The sequence below is a fragment of the Dechloromonas denitrificans genome, from assembly GCF_020510685.1.
GTDB lineage: Bacteria > Pseudomonadota > Gammaproteobacteria > Burkholderiales > Rhodocyclaceae > Azonexus > Azonexus denitrificans_A.
This window is the reverse complement of sequence record NZ_CP075185.1, coordinates 2,951,083-2,971,259: the sequence shown is the minus strand read 5'-3', so window position 1 is coordinate 2,971,259 and position 20,177 is coordinate 2,951,083. Positions and strand designations below refer to the sequence as shown.

Genomic DNA, 20,177 nt, shown 5'->3' with positions numbered 1-20,177 from the left:
GCCCCCCGAATGCCAGATTTTCCTGAATCCCCTTAGTGGTCGCGGCCGTGACCGTGGCCATGTCCCCGGTCGTGATCGTCGCCGCGGCGTTCCTGGCGATTGTCCCAGCGCTCGTGGTCGCGTCGGTCTTCGCGGTAATTGCCGCGGTAGCCGTCGCGGTCACCATGCCGATCACGATAACGCGGTGCATATTCGCGGTTGTACCAGTCGTCCCTGACGAAGTAGACGCGCTCGCCGCAGGCCCGGTACTCGTAACAATGGTCGCGCCAGTGCCTGGCATGGCCGGGCGGAACGCGCAGATAGACCGGCGGGCGGCCGACCGGCACGCGCTCGATGAAGACCGGCTGGGGGTAAAGCAGGCGGGGTCGGGGAAAGCCGCCGATATCGATCTGCCCGTAGAAACCCGGTTGGCCGATATTGACCGAAACCGCCACATCGGAGGCCATGGCCGGCGTGCCCAGCGTGCAGCACAGTGCCGATAGCGTGATCAGAAAGCGTTTCATGTGATTGATGTTCCTTTGAGTAACGTATTCATATAACGGGCGGACGCCGTTGTCGCCGACCGCCGGTGTGTAACAAGCTGTAAGTTCGAGCAGCCGACTAGTGCGGCCGCTGGCGCCGCCAGAAAAGATGCAGCAAGGGCTTGACGCTGGCGCCGTGTACCACGATCGACAGCGTCACTACCACCAGGGTCAGTTGGATGAGCTGCAACGACAGGGCTTCCGGCAAGCCGTGCTGGATCACGTACATCAGGTAGTACAGCGAACCGATGCCGCGCACGCCGAACCAGCCGATCAGGCCGCGCATCCGCCACGAGGCGCCGCTGCCCAGCATGCCGAGCAGCACACTGACCGGGCGGACCACGGCGAACAGGAAGACCGCGAAGCCGACGGCGCGCCAGCTCCATGAATCGACGAAGAGCATGCCGCCGACCAGCAGGATCAGCAGCACTTCCGACAGGCGTTCGAGGTGTTCCTTGAATACCAGCGAGCCTTCGCTGACCAGGGCCGGCGGTTCGGCCACGGTTTCGCCTTCTGCCGCCGGTGTGTCGGGCGCTGCCGGGCTGCCTTTGACCCGGCCGGCCAGTTTCAGCTCCGTCTGATGGAGCGCGACGGCGGCGAAGAACACTGCCAGGAATCCCCAGGCGTCAATCAGCACACTGATGCCATAGACGACGCCGATCAGACCGAGTCCGAGAAAATCGTCCATCAGTTCCCGACCCTGCTGCTCGCCGCGGATCTTCCAGGTCAACCGGGCCAACAGTGTGCCGCACAGCACGCCGACGGCAATGCCGGCCAGCGTCGCCCACAAGACGTCGAACATCACCCAGCGCAGGCCGGTTTCGCCGACTTCATGCAGGCCGAGCAGCCCCATGCCGAGCATCACGAAGGGGAAGGCGCTGCCGTCGTTCATGCCGGCTTCGCAGGTCAGTGTAAAGCGCAGTTGATCGTGATCGCCCGGATGGCGGATCTGCACGTCGGTGGCCAGTACCGGATCGGTCGGGGCGACGATGGCGCCGAGCAGGATGCAGGCGCCGAGCGGCAGATCGAACAGGTAGTAAGCGAAGGCGGCGACCATCGCGACGCTGGCCGTCATCGATACCGTGGCCAGCAAGACCGGGGTGCGCCAGCGCTTGAAGCTGAGCGGTGCGGGCATTTTGACGCCGGCTGAAAACAGCGATATCAACACCGCAACCTCGGTCAGTACCTCGAGCAGCGCCGATTGCTTCAGCGGGTTGAAGTGAAAGACATTCAGTACGGTAGGCCCGACCAGCAGGCCCACGGCGAGATAAATGATGGCGGAAGAAACCTTGAGTCGGGACGTCGTCAGCGCCATGAACAGCAGCAGACCGCCGACCAGCAAAAACCATAAGGGAGTGGAAATCATCGGACAAGTTTAAACGACAAGGGAGCGTGTTACTGTGTGTGAAGGGTGACTCGCTCTTGAGCACCCCACGGATTTGCGTGTTAAAACGGTAGTTTACGGACTGAATATTCCACAACGATGAACATCGCAGCCATTGCTGAACAGTTGGCGCACGTCGGATACATCGTCCTCGACAAACCGCTGCTCGAGAATTTGTCGGCGCTGCTCTTTGCCCGTTGTCACGATGACGAACATCAGAAATTTCACGCCGCCCAGATCGGCCGAGGCCCGGCCAAACAACAAATCGAGACGATCCGCGGTGACGTGATCAGTTGGCTGGACGCGGGCGACAGCACCGATAACGCCTATCTGAGCTGGATGGAAAGCCTGCGGGCCGGGCTGAATGCAGCCCTCTATCTCGGCTTGTTCGATTACGAGTGCCATTACGCGATTTATGGCGCCGGGACCGGCTATGCCAGGCATTCCGATGTGTTGAGCGGCAAGCGAAACCGGATACTCTCGACGGTTTTCTACCTGAACGAAGACTGGCAGGCGAGCGACGGTGGCGAACTGGTGCTGTTCAAGCCGGACGGCGATACGGTCATCGCCACGGTAAACCCGACCTTCGGCAAGATGATCATCTTCCTGAGCGAGTCGTTTCCGCACCAGGTACTCGCCGCCCACAACAACCGGCGAAGCATTGCCGGCTGGTTCCGCGTCCGCGATCTCAACTAAACCAGCCGGCGATGCCGCGTCTCGTTCAGAGCGCGCCGGTGAGTATCTTCCGGCTGACTTCCGGGGTGATGTTGCGATGCTCGCCGAGTGTCGTCATGCCGTGCGCGGCGAGCTGGCTGACCAGCGTGTCGATGGCCTCGACGCCGATGCCGTAGGCCGACAGGCGGGTCGGGATACCGAGAAGTTCGAAGAACTGGGCGGTGCGGCGAATGGCTTCGTCGATCCGCTTGTCTTCGTCGCCGACGCTGATTTCCCAGACCCGTTCGGCGTATTGCAGCAACTTGGCGCGCTTGTCGGCGCGCTGGACGTTGAGCAGGGACGGCAGGACGATGGCCAGCGTGCGCGCGTGGTCGATGCCATGGCGCGCGGTGATTTCGTGGCCGATCATGTGCGTCGCCCAGTCCTGCGGCACGCCGGCACCGATCAGCCCGTTGAGGGCGAGGGTCGCCACCCACATCAGGTTGGCCCGGTTCTCGTAATTTTTCGGGTCGGCCAGCACTTTCGGCCCGAGTTCGATCAGGGTTTGCAGCAGGCCTTCAGCAAAGCGATCCTGGACCATGCCGTGCACCGGGTAGGTCAGGTATTGCTCGACGATATGCACATAGGCATCGACCACCCCGTTGGCGATCTGTTCGGGTGGCAGCGTGTAGGTTTTCGTCGGATCGAGAATCGAAAACAGCGGAAACACATGCCTGCTCATGAAGGCCAGCTTGGCTTTCGTTTCCTTGCGCGTGATTACCCCGCCATTGTTCATTTCCGAACCGGTGGCCGGCAAGGTCAGCACGCTGGCCAGGGGCAGGGCGCCTTGCACATTGGCGCCGTGGGCGAGCATGATTTCCCACGGATCGCCGGCAAACGGAACCGCCGCAGCGACGAACTTGCTGCCGTCGATCACCGAACCGCCGCCCACCGCCAGCAGAAAATCGAGTTTCTCGTTTCTGACCTGGTCGACGGCGCACATCAGCGTCTCGAAGGTCGGATTGGCCTCGATGCCGCCGAATTCCTGAACGGTACGCTGGCCAAGCGCCGCCTTGACTTCATCGAGCGTGCCGTTTTTTCTGGCGCTGGCGCCGCCGTAAAGGATCAGCACGCGGGCCTGGGCGGGAACCAGTTCGTTCAGCTTTTGAATCGTTTCGGTGCCGAAAACAATTTTCGTCGGATTGTGGAAAGTGAAATTCAACATTTTGTTTCTCTGGTTGGACCGGCCGTCTCGTTGCGGGGCAAAAAAGCGATCGGTGTTCGGAATATCGAAGGATGAAAGAAATGCCCGTGGTGCTTGAGCGTCAGGCTGTCAGCCGGGGCGAAAGGTTCAATGCACGATGCCGATGCCGGACAGCCGCCCGATTCAGCATTTTGCCACGGCGAATTCACGCCACGCGAAAGCCCGAGACCGCTTTCGACAGGGTCTGCGAAAGCGAGCGCAGGTCGTTCGTCGAGGCGCTGATCGATTGTGCCGCCGCATTGTTTTCTTCGACCATGTTGGCGATGCGTTCCATGCTTTGGGCGATTTCGGTCGAGGCTGTCTGCTGCTCGGAAACCGAGTTGCTGATTTCGGTGACGCCGTGTTTTGAATGCGTCACCGAGTCGCGCGAATGTTCGAGTGCGCTTTCGACTTCGCTGGCCAGCCTGGTGCTCGCTTCAATCGCTTGCTCGCCGGCTGCGATGGCCCGCTGAACGGCATTCGACTGCTCGATGATCGAGCGCGTCACGCTATCGATTTCGATTGCCGATTTGCCGGATTTCTCGGCCAGCTTGCGAACTTCATCGGCCACTACGGCAAATCCCCGCCCGGCCTCGCCGGCCCGCGCCGCTTCGATGGCGGCATTCAGGGCGAGCAGGTTGGTCTGGTCGGCGATGTCGCGGACGTCCTGCGTCATGCCGGTAATGGCCTGGGTGCTGGTGATGAATGCCGCGACCGTGCGGGCGATTTCATTCATGTTGTCGTGGATGTGGCCCACTTCGAGGACCAGCGTTGCCACCTTGTGCGAGCCGTCGGTCGTCCTTTCGACGCTGTCCTCGGCCTGGGCATGGACATCGCGCGCCGTTTCGGAAACCGAGGTGATCGCCACCGTCAGCTCTTCGATGGCTGCCGCGCTGCTCGCCACCGCGTTCGATTGCTGCTCGGAAACGTCGGCCAGCGCCCGTGACGATCCGGCCAACTGCTCGGAGGCCGTGCTGACCTGCTTGCTGGCGCCGTGCACTTCGCCAATGATCCGTTGCAGCTGGGCCATCATCTTGTTGAAAGCGCCGGCCATCCGGCCGATTTCATCCTGATGCCGAAGGTCGGCGCGTTTGGTCAGGTCGCCGTTCTCGGCGATCAGGGTCATCGTCGATTCGAGGCTTTGCAGCGGGCCGGTGATCGAGCGGACGAAAATCACGGCGAGCAGCGTCAGCACGACCAGCGAGCCGATCAGGAAAAGGGCCAGGCCGGTTTTGACCGCGGCAAAGGTCTCGGCCGCGTTAAGGGTTTCTGCGCTGTTCAGCTCCTTCGAAATATTTCCCATCTCGCCGACCATCTCGTCGATCGCTTTGGTCGGCGCCCGGTCTACGCCGCGGACGAGTTTATCGACCACGCTGCCCGGGTCGCTGGCGCTGCGGTCGTATTGCTTGAGCGCTTCGCGATAGGTATGCCCGAGTTTCTCGAAACTGGACAGTGCGGCGTCGATTTTCAGGCGTTCGACCACCCCGAGTTTTCCGGCCGCCGCCTTGACCTCCTCCAGGCGTGTCCTGACGGCGCTTTCTTCGTCCTCGAAACCCTTGAGGTGCTTGTTGAACGCCTCGCCATCCTTGCCGCGCAGCAGGATGTTCTTCCATTCCTGGACCTGTATCTTGAAATGCACCTGGGCGCCACGCGCCTTGTTGACCGCCTCGACGACGCTGGCGTGTTGCTCGATCGCCTCGTTCAGGGCGTTGCTCAGCTTGTTGGCCTGGCTGAAGGAGAAGGCGCCGACGCTGAGCAGGGCGAGCAGGGCGACGGCAACAAGAATGACCAGCTTCTGTTTGATCTGGAGGTGCATGAGTTAAGTCGTCCTCTGTCTGGATGTAAGGAGTCTGTTTCTGGCGAAGAAACACCGTCTTTTGCTCTTGCAGCTTTCGGAGAACTATACACAAGGCGCACTAATTTAGTGAAAGCTTATGACGCCGCCGACACCTGTTTGCCGGCAGGCGCTGGCGAGAAGCTCGTCCCTGAAAAATCATTGTTGTGGACTGGCTAATAACTGTATAAAATCACAGTTATCGTGACGCTGGAAAATCCCCAATGTGCAGGCGCTATGAACTCAAGGCAACGGCCAAGGACCTGAGCAGGCATTTCCAGCCGCTGCGTCTGGCCCAGCGCCAGATGCCCGGCGCCGAGGAAATGCAGCCGACCGATTCGCTGCTGATATTTACCGGCAACAGCGCCGGCTACCTGGCGGGCAATGCCCGGTGGGGGCTGGTCGGTAGCTTTCTCGACCGGGAGCCGCGCAGCCCCCTGATCAACCTGGGCAGCGAAGGACTGGCGACGACGCCGTTCTACAGCAAGATCCTGAAACGCAACCGCTGCCTGATTCCGGCTACTGCATTCTTCGAGTGGCAAGCGCTGGCCGGCGGCGAAAAACGGAAAATGCGGGTCAGTCAGGCCAGGGGCAAGCCGCTGCTGCTGGCCGGGATTTTCGATCAGCATCCGTTGGCTGGAACGACCTGTGCGATCTTGACGGTGCCGGCCAATGCCGCCATGGCATCGCTCAACGACCGTATGCCGCTGATCCTCGGGCGTGCCGAGAGCGCGTTCTGGCTGAATGAGCACCTCGAGTTTCCGGCCGAGGAATTCGCAGCGATTGCCGAGGGCGCCGGACAGTGTTCGCTGCAGGTCGAACAGGTCGAAGAACCGGAAGATTCGCCGCAGTTATCCTTCGCTTTTGCCTGAGCGGGCCAAAAAAAAAATTTTTCGCTGACGATGAAAGGTGCGACATCCGTGGTGACGCCCTATAATCGGCGCCCCTTTGAATTTCATCGGATTAAACATGAACAAGACTGAACTAATTGATGCCCTGGCCGCCAAGTGCGATCTTTCCAAGGCTGATGCTGGACGTGCTGTCGATGGCCTGACTGAAATCATCACCGAAGTTCTGGCCAAGGGCGACGCCCTGAGCCTGATCGGTTTCGGCAACTTCTCGGTCGGCGAACGTGCCGCCCGTACCGGCCGCAACCCGAAGACCGGCGAGCCGCTCGCCATCGCTGCCTCGAAGCAGGCCAAGTTCTCCGCTGGTGCCAAGCTGAAGGCCGCCATCAACGCCTAAGTTGCTGGTGTTGCTGCGCTGCAGTACCAATTAAGCCCGGTTTCGACCGGGCTTAATTGCTTTCGGGGCCGGCTATTTGGCGCCGCCCCTACGCTCCGCGCATCTTGCTCATCGCCAGATTGGCCGCCGCCGTGCGGGTTTCGACGCCGAGCTTTTCGAACACGTGCTCGAGGTGCTTGTTCACCGTCCGCGGGCTGTTGCCGAGGATGTCGCCGATGTCGTTGCTGGTCTTGCCCTGGACCACCCAGTAGAGCACTTCGGCTTCGCGCTGGGTGAGGCGGAAGGCGGCGATCAGCGATTCGATGGCCGAGGCGTCGTTTTCCTCGCGCAGCACGACCAGCCATTCGTCGTCGCCGGTCTGGTCGTGGAAGGAGGCGAGCAGGCGCCGGCTGCCGTCGGCGACCAGCAGCGCCGCCGGTTCGCGGTTGTCGCGGCGCGCCCGGTGGGCATCGGCGATCCAGCCGAGTAGTTCGTCGGGGGCGATTTCTTCCGGATTGGCGAAGTAGTCGTTGAGCAGCTTGCGGGCCAGCGGCGTCTGCCAGACCAGCCGCCCGTCGGCGGCACGCACGGCGACCGTCGCCTGGCCGAAGGCATCGAGCGCCGTACGCGCCTGGCGCATCTGCCGGGCGTTCTGGATATGGGCGGCGATGCGCGCCAGCACTTCCGGCGGGCGGATCGGCTTGGTCACGTAATCGGCGCCGCCGGCGGCAAAGGCGGCGACGACATGTTCGGTTTCGGTCAGGCCGGTCATGAAAATGACCGGGATGTGTTGGGTCGAGAAATCGGCTTTCAGCCGGCGCGCCACCTCGAAACCGTCCATGCCCGGCATCAGCGCGTCAAGCAGGATGACGTCGGGCAGGCTCTGGCGGGCGCGCTGCAGCGCCGATTCGCCATTGGTGGCGACGAGCACGGTATGGCCGGCTTCGTCCAGCGCATCGTGGAGCAGCGCCAGGTTTTCCGGCACGTCGTCGACGATCAGGACGATGTCGGAGATATTTCGATCAACGGCTGGCATCACGCATTTTCCTGAGAATTTCCTTCATCGCATCGAACTGGAATTGTCGCGCCAGATCGCGCAGCACCCGGACAAATTCGCCATGCCGCGGGTCGATCTTTTCGATTTCGGCCAGCTTGTTCAGCATGCCGCGCAGGTAGCCGAGGCCGATGACCTCGTCGAGCGCCGCCAGATGGTCGTCGTCCGGCGCAATCAGCGGCGGCGGTTCGCTGGGTGGCGGCGGAACGACCGGGGCATCGGCGGTCACCCATTCCAGTTCCAGCTTGCGGCCGATCCAGGCCAGCAAGTCGTTCACCCGCAGCGGCTTGACGATGAAATCCTCCGGCCCGATGCCGACATCGTTGTCCAGTCCCTTGTCGAAGGCATTGGCCGAGAGAATGGCGATGGGGGCGGCGCTCAGTCCTTGCTGGCGAATGCGGCGGATGGTTTCCCAGCCGTCGATGCCGGGCATGCCGAGATCCATGAAAATCAGGTGCGGCGCGCCGCGCGGAACGGCCAGCAGGGCCTCGTAGCCGCTGGCCGCCTGCTCGACGACGAAGCCGAGTGGTTCGAGCACGTTCTGCAGCAGCTCGCGGTCGACCTTTTCGTTGTCGACGACCAGGATGCGCCGGCGCACGCCGACATAACCGATGCGGTTGAGGCGCGGCAGTTCGCGCGCCGCCTGGGCGGAATGGACCTGCGGCAGGAACAGCCGGATGCGGAACAGCGTGCCGTCGCCGACGGTGCTCGACACCTGCATCTCGCCGCCCATCAGGTCGGTCAGCATGCGGGCGATGGTCAGGCCGACGCCGCTGCCGCCGGCCTGGGCCGTGCTGCCGCGGACGAACGGCTCGAAAATGCGCTCCAGCTCGGCGGTCGGAATGCCCGGGCCGCTGTCGCGGATGTCGAAGATGGCCATGTCGCGCCGGCATTCGACCTTGAAGCTGACGCCGCCGCGGCCGGTGAATTTGATGGCATTGCCGAGCACGTTGATCAGGATCTGGCGCAGCCGCCTTTCGTCGGCCCGGACCACGGCGGGCAGTTCGCCGGCCGGCTGATAGTCGAAGGAGAGGCCCTTGTTGCGGGCCTGCAGCTCGAACATGCCGACGATCTGCTGCATGAAGTCGGGGAAGTCCATCGCCCGGACGTCGAGCGACAGCTTGCCGCCCTCGATGCGGGCGATGTCGAGGGTGCCCTCGATCACCGACAGCAGGTGGTCGCCCGATTTGCGGATGACGCTGACCGCCTGTTTGCGGTTGGGCGGCACGCTTTCGTCGGCATCGAGAATCTGCGCATAGCCGAGAATGCTGTTCAGCGGCGTCCGCAGTTCGTGGCTGATCGCCGTGATGTAGCGGCTCTTCGCCTGGTTGGCTTGCTCGGCGATCTGCCGGGCCTTCTGCAGCGCGCTGTCGGTGCGCTGGTGCGACTCGATTTCCTGCATCAGCAACTGCGTCTGGCGGTTCGATTCCTCCTGCGCCACTTGCCGGCTTTGCTGGGTCAGCACCATCCACCAGGCGCCGACGCCGGAGAGCAGCAACAGTGCCGCGAAGGCCTTGATGAAACTGTCCTGCAGCGCGCCGATCAGCACTTTCTGCTCCGGCCCGAGGGCGAGCAGTTCGTGGGTGTACAGCACGCCGAGGACCAGCGCCAGCACCGGCACGATGCCGCTCATCAGCAGCAGGTAATGGCCGAGTCCGGTTTCCAGGTAGGGCCGGGCGGCGGCCGGCAGCAGGCGGCGCAGCACGGCGTTCCACTGCGCGGCGAGGCTGGCCTGCGGCTTGCACAGGTCGTGGCAGCGCGCATCGAGCGAGCAGCACAGCGAGCAGATCGGCCCCTGGTAGGCCGGGCAGTGCGCCATGTCCTCGCCTTCGTAATCGCGTTCGCAAATGGCGCATTTCTGGCTGTGTGCGGCGGGCTTAACGGCCGGCCGGGCGAGGTAATAGCGGCCGCCGGTCGCCCAGGCGATCAGCGGCGAGACGAGCAGCGCACTGCCCAGCGCGACGAACGAGGCGAAGGGCTGGATGTCCGGCCCGAGCAGGCCGACGAAGGCGGCAATGGAAAGCAGCGAGGCGATGCCCATGGCGCCGACGCCGACCGGATTGACGTCGTAGAGATTGCTGCGCTTGAATTCGAGGCCCGGCGGCGACAGGCCGAGCGGCTTGTTGATGACGAGGTCGGCAACGACCGCCGCCATCCACGAAATGGCGATGTTGGAATACAGCCCGAGGACCTGGCCGAGTGCCTTGAAGACGTCGAGTTCCATCAGCAACAGCGCGATCAGCGTGTTGAAGACGACCCAGACGACCCGCCCCGGATGGCTGTGGGTCAGCCGGGAGAAGAAATTCGACCAGGCCAGCGAGCCGGCGTAGGCATTGGTGACGTTGATCTTCAATTGCGAAACGACGACGAACAGCGCGGTGGCGGCGATCGCCAGCGTGGTGTTGTCGAAGACGTGCGAGAAGCCGATCAGATACATCTGGTTGGGGTCCACCGCCTTGTCGGCCGGTACCGCGTTGCGCAGCGCCAGCCAGGCGAGCAGGGCGCCGCCGAGCATTTTCAGGATGCCGGGGACGACCCAGCCCGGCCCGCCGACGATGACGCCAAACCACCAGCGCCGCCGATTGGCCGCAGTTTTTTCCGGCATGAAGCGCAGGTAATCGACCTGTTCGCCCATCTGGGTGACCATGGCGATGCCGACGGTCAGCGCCGCGCCGAACAGGTGCGGGTTGAAGCCGAGGCCGTCGCCATGCTGGCCGGCGTATTGCCACAGGCCGGCCAGGGCTTCGGGTTCGTCGATGAAGACGAAGGCGTAGGGCAGGACCAGCAGGAACAGCCAGAGCGGTTGCGTCCACGCCTGCAGCTTGCTGATCGCGGTGACGCCGTGGGTGACCAGCGGAATGACGACCAGCGCGCAGATCAGATAGCCCCAGGCCGGCGGAATGCGGAAGGCGAGTTCCAGCGCATAGGCCATGATGGCGGCTTCCAGCGCGAAGAAGATGAAGGTGAACGAGGCGTAGATCAGCGAGGTGATGGTCGAGCCGATATAGCCGAAGCCGGCGCCGCGCGTCAGCAGATCCATGTCGAGGCCGTACTTGGCCGCCGAGTGGCTGATCGGCAGGCCGATCAGGAAGATGATCAGGCCGGTCGCCAGGATGGCCCAGAAGGCATTGATGAAGCCGGCATTGACCAGCATGGTCGCGCCGACCGCTTCGAGGACCAGGAAGGAGGCCGCGCCGAAGGCGGTATTGGCGACGCGCAGTTCCGACCATTTGCGGAAACTGCGCGGCGTGAAGCGCAGGGCGTAGTCTTCGAGCGTCTCGTTGGCGACCCAGGTGTTGTAGTCGCGGCGGATTTTGATGACGCGCTGGGTGGGCGAGGGGGCAGAGTGATTCATGACAGGGGTGAAGCATGTTCCATGCCCTGCTTTGGGGCGCGGATTTTCGGGTTTTGCGCCCTTGTTTGGTGCGTGCTGCCCGATTCGAAGCCTTGGCACGGTGCATTGTCGAATCCGGCTTGAAATAAAACAGTGGCTTAGAAGCTGGTTCGTGTCTTGCTTAAAGCCTTGCAACCAATTCGTACGGAGCACGCCCGTGTCCATTCACGTCGCACTAAATCACGTCACTCATTACTCCTACGACCGCCTGGTCAATCTCGGGCCGCAAGTCATCCGCCTGCGGCCCTGTCCGCATTCCCGGACGCGCATCCTGTCCTACTCGCTGAAGATCGGGCCGGAGAAACACTTCATCAACTGGCAGCAGGACCCGCAGGGCAACTACCTGGCCCGCCTGGTGTTCCCGGAAAAGACCCGCGAATTCCGCGTCGAGGTCGATCTGGTGGCCGAAATGTCGGTCATCAATCCTTTCGATTTCTTCCTCGAACCGCACGCCGAGAAAATTCCCTTCGCCTATGAAGACTGGGAGCGCCACGAGCTGACGCCTTATCTGCACAAGCTGCCGGCGACGCCGCTGTTCCAGAAATACCTCGACGGCATTTCGCGCGAAGCGCTGCGCAGCGTCGATTTCCTGGTCGCCCTCAATGCCCGGGTGCAGAAGGATATCGGCTACACCATCCGGATGGAGCCGGGCGTCCAGACGCCGGAAGAGTCGTTGAGCAAGCGCTCCGGTTCCTGCCGCGACTCGGCTTGGCTGCTCGTCCAGATCCTCCGCCACCTCGGCCTGGCGGCGCGCTTCGTCTCCGGCTATCTGATCCAGCTGACGGCCGACGTCAAATCGCTCGACGGCCCGTCCGGCCCGGAAAAGGATTTCACCGACCTGCACGCCTGGACCGAAGTCTATCTGCCGGGCGCCGGCTGGATCGGCCTCGATCCGACCTCCGGCCTGTTCGCCGGCGAAGGCCATATCCCGCTCGCCTGCACGCCCGAGCCATCGTCCGCCGCGCCGGTCAGCGGCGGCATAGACGAATGCGAGACGGAATTCTTCCATCAGATGGAAGTGACCCGCATCTGGGAGGCACCGCGCGTCACCAAGCCTTATACCGACGAACAGTGGGTCGAGATCGAAAGCCTCGGTCACCAGATCGACGGCACCCTGGGCGAGCTCGATGTTCGCCTGACCCAGGGCGGCGAGCCGACCTTCGTCGCGGTCGACGACCCGGACGGCGCCGAATGGAATACCGCCGCCCTCGGCCCGACCAAGCGTCTGCTGGCCGCCGAACTGTTCCACCGGCTGCGCGAAAAATATGCGCCGAACGGCCTGATGCACTTCGGTCAGGGCAAGTGGTATCCCGGCGAACAGCTGCCGCGCTGGTCGCTGAACTGCTTCTGGCGCAAGGATGGCGAGCCGATCTGGCATGACCCGGCGCTGTACGCCGACGAAAAGCGCGATTACGGTGCCACCGGCGAACATTCCGCCCGCTTCATGCAGCGCATTGCCGAGAAGCTGGCGCTCGACGCCCAATACGTCTTCCCGGCTTTCGAGGATGCCTTCTACTACCTGTGGCGCGAGCGCCGCCTGCCGGGCAATGTCGATCCCTTCGATGCGCGGCTTGACGACGAGTTGGAACGCGAGCGCCTGATGAAGGTGTTCACCCAGGGCCTGGCCCATGCCGTCGGCCACGTGCTGCCGGTGATGAAGAACGAGTGGGGCCAGTGGCAGAGCGGGCCGTGGTTCCTGCGCGCCGAGCGCTGCTACCTGTTCCCCGGCGATTCGGCGATGGGCTACCGCCTGCCGATCGATTCGCAGCCGTGGGCGGCGAAGAGCGACTACCCCTACGTCAATCCGCCCGACCAGTCGCAGCCGATGCCACCGCTGCGCAGCCATGCCGAAATCCGCCGGCAGTTTGCCCAGCCGCGACGCCCGGCGGCGACCGGCCTGGCCGAGGCGAGCGGCGCGGGCGCCGATTACCTGGCGATCACTGGCCGCGGCACGGCCAAGGCGCCCGAGACGGTGCCCGGCTTCAAGGAGTCGGCCGGCTGGATCACCCGCCTGGCGATGTGCGCCGAGGCGCGCGACGGCAGGCTCTACATCTTCATGCCGCCGACCGAGAAGCTCGACGACTATCTGGAACTGGTCGCCGCCGTCGAAGCGACGGCCGAAGAAATGCAGATGCCGGTCGTCATGGAAGGCTACGAGCCGCCCGGCGACCCGCGCCTGACCCATTTCCGCGTCACCCCCGATCCCGGCGTGATCGAAGTGAACATTCACCCGGCAAAGAGCTGGGACCAACTGGTCGAACAGACCACCCACCTCTACGAGGCGGCTCATCTGACCCGCCTGACCACCGAGAAATTCATGGTCGACGGCCGCCACACCGGCACTGGCGGCGGCAATCACTTCGTGCTCGGCGGCGCGACGCCGAACGATTCCCCCTTCCTCCGCCGGCCGGATCTGTTGAAGAGCCTGATCGCCTACTGGCACAACCATCCCAGCCTGTCCTACCTGTTCTCTGGCCTGTTCATCGGGCCGACCAGCCAGGCGCCGCGCGTCGATGAGGCGCGCAACGACAGCCTCTACGAACTGGAAATCGCCTTCAGCCAGATGCCCAAACCGGGCGAAGATGTGCCGCCCTGGCTGGTCGACCGCATCCTCCGCAATCTGCTCACCGATGTGTCCGGCAACACCCACCGCTCCGAGTTCTGCATCGACAAGCTGTACTCGCCGGACGGCCCGACCGGCCGCCTCGGCCTGCTCGAACTGCGCGCCTTCGAAATGCCGCCGCATGCCCGCATGTCGCTGACCCAGCAACTGCTGCTGCGCGCCATGATCGCCCGCTTCTGGGAACAACCTTACGAGCCGGCCCGGCTGACCCGCTGGGGCACCGAGCTGCACGACCGCTTCATGCTGCCGTTCTACGCCGAGCAGGATTTCCGCGACGTCATGGAAGAAATGCAGATGGCCGGCTTCCCGTTCAAGGCCGAATGGTTTGCCGCCCATTTCGAGTTCCGCTTCCCGAAATACGGCGATTTCGCCGTCAAGGGCATGGAATTCGAACTGCGCCACGCCCTCGAACCCTGGCATGTCATGGGCGAAGAAGGTTCGGCCGGCGGCGCGGTGCGCTACGTCGATTCCTCGGTCGAGCGAGTCCAGGTCAAGATCAAGGGCATGGCGCCGGACCGCTACGTGCTGACCTGCAATGGCATTCCCATTCCGTTGCAGAACACCGGCACCAACGGCGAATTCGTCGCCGGCGTCCGCTACCGGGCCTGGCAGCCGCCGTCCTGCCTGCATCCGACCATCGGGGTCGATGCGCCATTGGTCTTCGATCTGGTCGATACCTGGATGCAGCGTTCGCTGGGCGGTTGCCAGTACCACGTCGCCCATCCCGGCGGGCGCAGCTTCGACACCTTCCCGGTCAATGCCTTCGAGGCCGAAAGCCGGCGTCTGGCGCGCTTCTTCCGCTTCGGGCATACGCCGGGCAAGATGCAGGTCGGGGGCGCGGAGATCACAGCCGAGCACCCGTTTACGCTAGACTTGCGCCGATTCTAATCCCCGAAAATGCGAGCCGCGGCTGACCTGGCCGCAACAGAGGGCCGGTGACGGCCCCCGCGCATTTCATGACTGGCTGAATGGCCCGCACACTCCTCGCAATCTATCCGCAAAACGCCCGCCGTTACGACGAAATGTTGACGGCGGATGGTGCCGTGCGGCCGCACTGGCGGCAATTTTTCATTCACCTCGATTCGATTGCGCCGGAGGAGATGCATCGGCGCCTGGCATTCGTCGACCGGCGGATCCAGGAAAACGGCGTCACCTACAACGTGTACGCCGATCCCAGCGGTTCGGACCGGCCGTGGGCGCTCGACCCGCTGCCCCTGATCATTCCGCCCGACGAATGGGCCCGCGTATCGGCGGCGGTCGCCCAGCGGGCGAAACTGTTCAACGCCATCCTCGCCGATCTCTACGGCGACCAGACCTTGCTCGCCGAAGGCTTGCTGCCGCCGGCCCTGGTCTATGGCCAGCACGGCTATCTCTGGCCCTGTCGCGGCATCAAGCCGCCGGGCGGCGTCTGGCTGCACAATTACGCGGTCGATCTGGCGCGCGCCCCGAACGGTCGCTGGTGGGTCATCGCCGATCGCACGCAGGCGCCATCCGGGGCCGGCTATGCGCTGGAAAACCGGCTGGTCGTCTCGCGCGTTTTTCCGGAAATGTTCCGCGACCTGCATGTTGAGCATCTCGCCGACTTCTTCCGCGACCACCTCGACGGGCTGGCCGCGCTGGCACCGGTCGACGGCGATGAGCAGCCGCATATCGTGCTGCTGACGCCCGGTCCGTACAACGAAACCTATTTCGAACACGCCTATCTGGCCCGTTACCTCGGCTTCCCGCTGGTCGAGGGGCAGGACCTGACGGTGCGCGGCGACACCGTCTATCTGAAAACCCTGCGCGGCCTGAAACGGGTGCATGTCATCCTGCGCCGGCAGGACGACGATTATTGCGATCCGCTCGAATTGCGCGGCGATTCGGCGCTCGGCATCCCGGGCCTGATCAACGTGGCGCGGGCCGGCCGGGTGGTCATCGCCAATGCGCTGGGCAGCGGCCTGCTCGCCTCCGGCGCGCTGATGGGCTTCCTGCCCGCCATTTGCCGGCATCTGCTCGGCGAAAAGCTGGCCATGCCGTCGGTCGCCACCTGGTGGTGCGGCGAAAAGCCGGCCCTCGAGTACGTGCGCGAGAATTTCGACGATCTGGTGATCAAGCCGGCCTACCCGACGCAGCGCATGGACCCGGTGTTCGGTTTCGAATTGAAGGGCGAGGCGCGCGCCGAAATGCTGCGCCGGATCGAAGCCCGGCCGCATGCCTACGTCGCCCAGGAAATGGTCGAACTGTCGCAGGCCCCGACCTGGAGCCGCTCCCACGAACGACGCCTGCTCGCCAGGCCGGTCGGTCTGCGCGTCTATGCGGTGTCCACGCCGGATGGCTACTCGGTGATGCCAGGCGGCCTGGCGCGTGTGCCGACCGGTGCCACGGCCCGGATCATCTCGATGCAGCGCGGCGGTTCGTCGAAGGATGCCTGGGTGCTGACCAACGGCCCGGTCAGCGAGTTCAGCATGCTCAAGCCGTCGGTCGGCGTGCGCGATCTGGTCCGTTCCGGCGCCAACCTGACCTCGCGCGTCGTCGAAAACCTGTTCTGGCTCGGCCGTTACTCGGAGCGTTTCGACGACAGCGCCCGCGTCCTGCGCGTCACCCTCAGTCGCCTCGTCGAAGCCGGCGGCGAAAAGACCCCGGCCGTCGCCTCGTCGATGGAGCTGGCCGAACTGCTGCATATCGTGCCGCGCCCGGAAGAGGATGACGAAAGCAAGGAGGGCGGCGAACACGTCCTGCTCGAGGCGATCTATGACCCGGCCCAGCCGGGCAGCCTGGCCGGTACCATCCGCAATCTGATGTGGTCGGCGACCCATGTCCGCGAGCGTCTGTCGCTCGATCACTGGCATTCGCTGAACCGCCTGCAGCGCGAGCAGCAGGCAGCGCAGAAGAATCACCTGTCGTTGACCGAGGCGATCGCCTTTCTCGATCGCGTGCTGGGCGTTTCGTCCTCGCTGACGGGTTTCGCGATGGACAACATGACGCGCGACGACGGCTGGCGTTTCCTGATCATCGGTCGCCGTCTGGAACGGCTGTCCTTCTTCTCGCGGGCCATCGCCGCCTTCCTGCGCATGGAGTCGGCGCGCGGGCCGGGTTGTCTGGAATGGCTGCTCGAACTGGCCGATTCGATCATCACCTACCGCTCGCGCTATTCGCGCCAGCCGGAACTGTTGCCGGTCATCGACCTGCTGGTTTTCGACGACAGCAATCCGCATGGCGTGATTTCCGAGGCCAGCGTCCTCGGTCGCTATCTCGACCGGATGGCGCGCGAACTGGGCGCGACCTTCGACGGCAAGCTGCCGGAAGTGCTGGAACGCCTGCAGCAGTTCGATCTGGCCAGACTGGAACACCTCCAGTTCGCCGACTGTCATGGCTGTTCGGCCTGCGTCGACCTGGCGGCGCTGCTCGATCAATTGAACGTCGCGGCGATCCAGCTTTCCGACTGGCTCGGCCGGCGCTATTTCACCCATGTCGGCGATGTCAGCCGGCAAACGATGGCGCTCTGAGCATGCCCCCCGTCCGTTACCACGTCCTGCACGAAACCCGCTACGACTACGGCAGTCCGGTCTCGCTGTCGCAGCAGCAACTGCACCTGTCGCCGCGCATCCTGGCCTGGCAGCAGATCGAGGAGCAGCGCGTCGACATCGAGCCGGTGCCGAGCTGGCGGCGCGACGGGCAGGATGCCTTCGGCAATCCGGCAACCTGGATCGCCTTCCACGCGCCGCACCAGGCGCTGGTCATCCGCTCCAAGATGACCATCGCCATCACGCCGCACCTGCCTGCAGCGATCGAGAAGTCGCCGCCCTGGGAGGCGGTGCGCGATCATCTCGCCTACGATTCCTCGGCGCCGCGGCCGGCCGACCTCGATGCCGCGCGTTTCCTGTTCGAAAGCCCGCACGTCCGGATCAAGCATGAACTGGCCGACTACGCCGCCGACTGCTTCCCGCCCGAAACGCCGATCCTGGTCGGTACCGAGGCGCTGATGGCGAAGATTTTCCGGGAATTCAAGTTCGATCCGGAAGCGACGACGGTGTCGACGCCGGTGCTCGAAGTGCTGGAAAACAAGCGCGGCGTCTGCCAGGACTTTGCCCACCTGATGATCGCCTGCCTGCGCGCCATCGGCCTGTCGGCGCGCTATGTCAGCGGCTATCTGCTGACCCGCCCGCCACCCGGCAAACCCCGGCTGATCGGCGCCGATGCCTCGCACGCCTGGGTTTCGGTCTATGCCCCGGGAAGCGACAACGACTGGGTCGATTTCGATCCGACCAACAACCTGTTGCCCGATACCGAACACATCACGGTGGCCATCGGCCGCGATTTTTCCGACATTTCGCCGTTGCGCGGCATCATCCTTGGCGGTGGCGGCACCGAGCCGGAAGTGGCGGTAACGGTGGTGCCGCTCGACGAGGAAGAGATTCCCGCCGGGCTGCTCGCCAAGGCGCCAGCCGGCCCGGCCGAGTCATGACCCGGCGGGTCGCCATCATCGGCGGCGGGCCGGCCGGGCTGATGGCCGCCGAGCAGCTTGCCGTCGGCCAGCAAGACCTCCGGCCGGGGGCCGCCAATCGGCTCGAAATCGATGTCTTCGACGCCATGCCGTCGTTCGGCCGCAAGTTCCTGATGGCCGGCAAGGGCGGCATGAACATCACCCACAGCGAACCCCGCCCGGCCTTCGTCGCCCGCTATGGCGCGCGCGCCCCGGAAATCGCCCGCCTGCTCGACGCCTTCGGGCCGGAAGCGCTGCGCGACTGGATGCACGGGCTCGGCGTCCAATCCTTCGTCGGTAGTTCCGGCCGCGTTTTTCCGACCGAAATGAAAGCCGCGCCGCTGCTGCGCGCCTGGCTGCACCGGCTGCGCGGGCAGGGTGTGCGCTTCCATGTCCGCCAGCGCTGGCTCGGCTGGACGGCAAGCGGTGCGCTGCGGTTGGCAACGCCTGACGAGGAAGTCACGCTGGCCGCCGATGCCGTGATTCTGGCGCTCGGTGGCGGCAGCTGGGCGCGGCTCGGTTCGGATGGCGCCTGGGTGCCGCTGCTGGCCGGGCGCGGGGTCGAGATCGCGCCGCTCAAACCGGCCAATTGCGGTTTCGATGTCGCGTGGAGTGCCCATTTCCGTGAGCGCTTCGCCGGCCAGCCGGTCAAGCCGGTCGTCGCAGCGCTCGGCGAACGCCGCCAGCAGGGGGAGTTCAACATCACCGCCAGCGGCATCGAAGGCGGCCTGATTTACGCCCTGTCGGCGCCGCTGCGCGACGCCTTGGCGGACGATGGCCAGGCGGCGCTGCGTCTCGATCTGGCCCCGGGGCGCAGCCTCGAACGGCTGACCGCCGAACTGGCCCAGCCGCGCGGCCGCGATTCGCTGGCCAATCACCTGCGCCGCCGGGTCGGCATCGACGGCGTCAAGGCCGGTCTGTTGCGCGAACTGCTGCCCGTCGAAACCTTGAATGCCCCGGCCAGCCTGGCCGCGGCGATCAAGGCCTTGGCCGTGCCGGTAACGGCGCCGCGACCGCTCGACGAAGCGATCAGTACGGCCGGCGGCGTCAGCTTCGCCGGACTCGACGAGGCGCTGATGCTGAAAAATCTGCCCGGGGTCTTCTGCGCCGGCGAAATGCTCGACTGGGAGGCGCCAACCGGTGGTTACCTGCTGACTGCATGTTTCGCCAGTGGCCGGGTGGCCGGCGCCGGGGCGGCAAAATGGCTGGGCCAACAAAGCACATCTCTTTGAGCGGACTGGAAGCTGTCGTAAGTCCCTGACCCATGCCAAAAATCGTTCCCGAAATCCTTAAAGACCACATCCTTCCGTTTAATTGGGACGTCCGAAAGGTTTGGGCACTCGAGGCCGATGTTGTCCTGCTTCCATTCACTGAGTTCGCGTATTTATTGGAACTGCCGCTGTGGTCTTCGGTACCGAAGCACGGCTTGCTATTCGATATTTGCCCGATGGACGTTATCCGTGACCCAAGTGTCTCCGTTTATCAACACCAACGGCTACAGCAGATTGAACTGCAATACCCCATCGATGTGCTGCTTGCTCAAGATAAGCGCTGGATTCTTGATGGTGTGCATCGGATTACAAAGCATTTCATCCTCAACAGCCCAACTCTTGCCGTTCGGTTTCACGCTGAGTCCATCATTCCAACTATCAAATCGAGCTAGCAAATCAACGCCAAAGCACATGTTTTTGAAGCCGTTTTCCGCTAGTCTTGCAACTCGTCACGGGTACCGTGCAGGCAGGGATCAGCCAGGGGGAGGCGGCTTTGGGGAATATTTGCAT

Annotated in this window: 14 protein-coding genes; 8 read left to right on the top strand and 6 right to left on the bottom strand. The window is 64.0% G+C overall.

Annotation, left to right across the window (positions count from 1 at the left end; all coding sequences use genetic code 11):
* Nucleotides 1–32 precede the first annotated feature (32 nt).
* Nucleotides 33–503 carry a hypothetical protein gene (locus KI611_RS14145; protein WP_226416296.1) on the bottom strand — a complete coding sequence of 157 codons (471 nt, stop codon included), beginning with the start codon at nucleotides 501–503 and terminating at the stop codon, nucleotides 33–35.
* 97 nt (nucleotides 504–600) lie between these two features.
* The gene (locus KI611_RS14140; RefSeq protein ID WP_226416295.1) at nucleotides 601–1,887 is read right to left on the bottom strand and encodes a cation:proton antiporter; all 1,287 of its coding nucleotides are present in this window, start codon (nucleotides 1,885–1,887) and stop codon (nucleotides 601–603) included.
* Between the two features lie 117 nt (nucleotides 1,888–2,004).
* Between KI611_RS14140 and KI611_RS14135 the strand changes: the two genes are divergently transcribed.
* A complete protein-coding gene (locus KI611_RS14135) occupies nucleotides 2,005–2,601 on the top strand; it encodes a 2OG-Fe(II) oxygenase (RefSeq protein WP_226416294.1) in 597 nt (198 codons plus the stop codon).
* Nucleotides 2,602–2,626: 25 nt separating this feature from the next.
* On the opposite strand, the gene KI611_RS14130 is transcribed toward KI611_RS14135, so the two are convergent.
* Both KI611_RS14130 and KI611_RS14125 read right to left on the bottom strand, forming a co-directional pair.
* Complete coding sequence (locus KI611_RS14130; RefSeq protein WP_226416293.1) at nucleotides 2,627–3,784, bottom strand: iron-containing alcohol dehydrogenase; 1,158 nt, start codon at nucleotides 3,782–3,784, stop codon at nucleotides 2,627–2,629.
* 184 nt (nucleotides 3,785–3,968) lie between these two features.
* Complete coding sequence (locus KI611_RS14125) at nucleotides 3,969–5,618, bottom strand: methyl-accepting chemotaxis protein (RefSeq protein ID WP_226416292.1); 1,650 nt, start codon at nucleotides 5,616–5,618, stop codon at nucleotides 3,969–3,971.
* A 242-nt stretch (nucleotides 5,619–5,860) separates the two neighbouring features.
* Between KI611_RS14125 and KI611_RS14120 the strand changes: the two genes are divergently transcribed.
* Complete coding sequence (locus KI611_RS14120) at nucleotides 5,861–6,508, top strand: SOS response-associated peptidase (RefSeq protein WP_226416291.1); 648 nt, start codon at nucleotides 5,861–5,863, stop codon at nucleotides 6,506–6,508.
* A 97-nt stretch (nucleotides 6,509–6,605) separates the two neighbouring features.
* Complete coding sequence (locus tag KI611_RS14115) at nucleotides 6,606–6,881, top strand: HU family DNA-binding protein (protein WP_226416290.1); 276 nt, start codon at nucleotides 6,606–6,608, stop codon at nucleotides 6,879–6,881.
* Between the two features lie 88 nt (nucleotides 6,882–6,969).
* Here the strand turns inward: KI611_RS14115 and KI611_RS14110 are convergent, their stop codons facing one another.
* Both KI611_RS14110 and KI611_RS14105 read right to left on the bottom strand, forming a co-directional pair.
* Nucleotides 6,970–7,896, bottom strand: a complete 927-nt coding sequence (locus KI611_RS14110; protein WP_226416289.1) for a response regulator transcription factor — start codon at nucleotides 7,894–7,896, stop codon at nucleotides 6,970–6,972.
* Nucleotides 7,883–11,269 (bottom strand): ATP-binding protein, encoded by a 3,387-nt coding sequence (locus tag KI611_RS14105; protein WP_226416288.1) that lies wholly within the window; start codon nucleotides 11,267–11,269, stop codon nucleotides 7,883–7,885. Before KI611_RS14105 ends, KI611_RS14110 begins: the two co-directional genes overlap by 14 nt.
* 196 nt (nucleotides 11,270–11,465) lie before the next feature.
* Between KI611_RS14105 and KI611_RS14100 the strand changes: the two genes are divergently transcribed.
* The 5 genes from KI611_RS14100 to KI611_RS14080 all read left to right on the top strand — a co-directional run bounded on the left by KI611_RS14100 (nucleotide 11,466) and on the right by KI611_RS14080 (nucleotide 20,059).
* Nucleotides 11,466–14,819 (top strand): DUF2126 domain-containing protein, encoded by a 3,354-nt coding sequence (locus tag KI611_RS14100; RefSeq protein WP_226416287.1) that lies wholly within the window; start codon nucleotides 11,466–11,468, stop codon nucleotides 14,817–14,819.
* 80 nt (nucleotides 14,820–14,899) lie between these two features.
* A complete protein-coding gene (locus KI611_RS14095) occupies nucleotides 14,900–17,419 on the top strand; it encodes a circularly permuted type 2 ATP-grasp protein (protein ID WP_226416286.1) in 2,520 nt (839 codons plus the stop codon).
* Nucleotides 17,420–17,421: 2 nt separating this feature from the next.
* Complete coding sequence (locus tag KI611_RS14090; RefSeq protein WP_226416285.1) at nucleotides 17,422–18,378, top strand: transglutaminase family protein; 957 nt, start codon at nucleotides 17,422–17,424, stop codon at nucleotides 18,376–18,378.
* Entirely contained in the window at nucleotides 18,375–19,628 is a 1,254-nt protein-coding gene (locus KI611_RS14085) for a TIGR03862 family flavoprotein (protein ID WP_226416284.1), read from the top strand. The genes KI611_RS14090 and KI611_RS14085 overlap by 4 nt, the downstream gene beginning before the upstream one ends.
* A 32-nt stretch (nucleotides 19,629–19,660) precedes the next feature.
* Nucleotides 19,661–20,059, top strand: coding sequence for a hypothetical protein (locus tag KI611_RS14080; RefSeq protein WP_226416283.1), 399 nt, complete (start codon nucleotides 19,661–19,663; stop codon nucleotides 20,057–20,059).
* The last annotated feature ends 118 nt before the right edge of the window (nucleotides 20,060–20,177 follow it).

Bases quoted from the DNA above. Each gene is read 5' to 3' on its own strand.
- KI611_RS14090 (WP_226416285.1), top strand. From the start codon at position 17,422: ATGCCCCCCGTCCGTTACCACGTCCTGCACGAAACCCGCTACGACTAC.
- KI611_RS14125 (WP_226416292.1), bottom strand. From the start codon at position 5,618: ATGCACCTCCAGATCAAACAGAAGCTGGTCATTCTTGTTGCCGTCGCC.
- KI611_RS14145 (WP_226416296.1), bottom strand. From the start codon at position 503: ATGAAACGCTTTCTGATCACGCTATCGGCACTGTGCTGCACGCTGGGC.
- KI611_RS14140 (WP_226416295.1), bottom strand. From the start codon at position 1,887: ATGATTTCCACTCCCTTATGGTTTTTGCTGGTCGGCGGTCTGCTGCTG.
- KI611_RS14085 (WP_226416284.1), top strand. From the start codon at position 18,375: ATGACCCGGCGGGTCGCCATCATCGGCGGCGGGCCGGCCGGGCTGATG.
- KI611_RS14130 (WP_226416293.1), bottom strand. From the start codon at position 3,784: ATGTTGAATTTCACTTTCCACAATCCGACGAAAATTGTTTTCGGCACC.
- KI611_RS14095 (WP_226416286.1), top strand. From the start codon at position 14,900: ATGGCCCGCACACTCCTCGCAATCTATCCGCAAAACGCCCGCCGTTAC.
- KI611_RS14120 (WP_226416291.1), top strand. From the start codon at position 5,861: ATGTGCAGGCGCTATGAACTCAAGGCAACGGCCAAGGACCTGAGCAGG.
- KI611_RS14110 (WP_226416289.1), bottom strand. From the start codon at position 7,896: ATGCCAGCCGTTGATCGAAATATCTCCGACATCGTCCTGATCGTCGAC.
- KI611_RS14080 (WP_226416283.1), top strand. From the start codon at position 19,661: ATGCCAAAAATCGTTCCCGAAATCCTTAAAGACCACATCCTTCCGTTT.
- KI611_RS14115 (WP_226416290.1), top strand. From the start codon at position 6,606: ATGAACAAGACTGAACTAATTGATGCCCTGGCCGCCAAGTGCGATCTT.
- KI611_RS14135 (WP_226416294.1), top strand. From the start codon at position 2,005: ATGAACATCGCAGCCATTGCTGAACAGTTGGCGCACGTCGGATACATC.
- KI611_RS14105 (WP_226416288.1), bottom strand. From the start codon at position 11,269: ATGAATCACTCTGCCCCCTCGCCCACCCAGCGCGTCATCAAAATCCGC.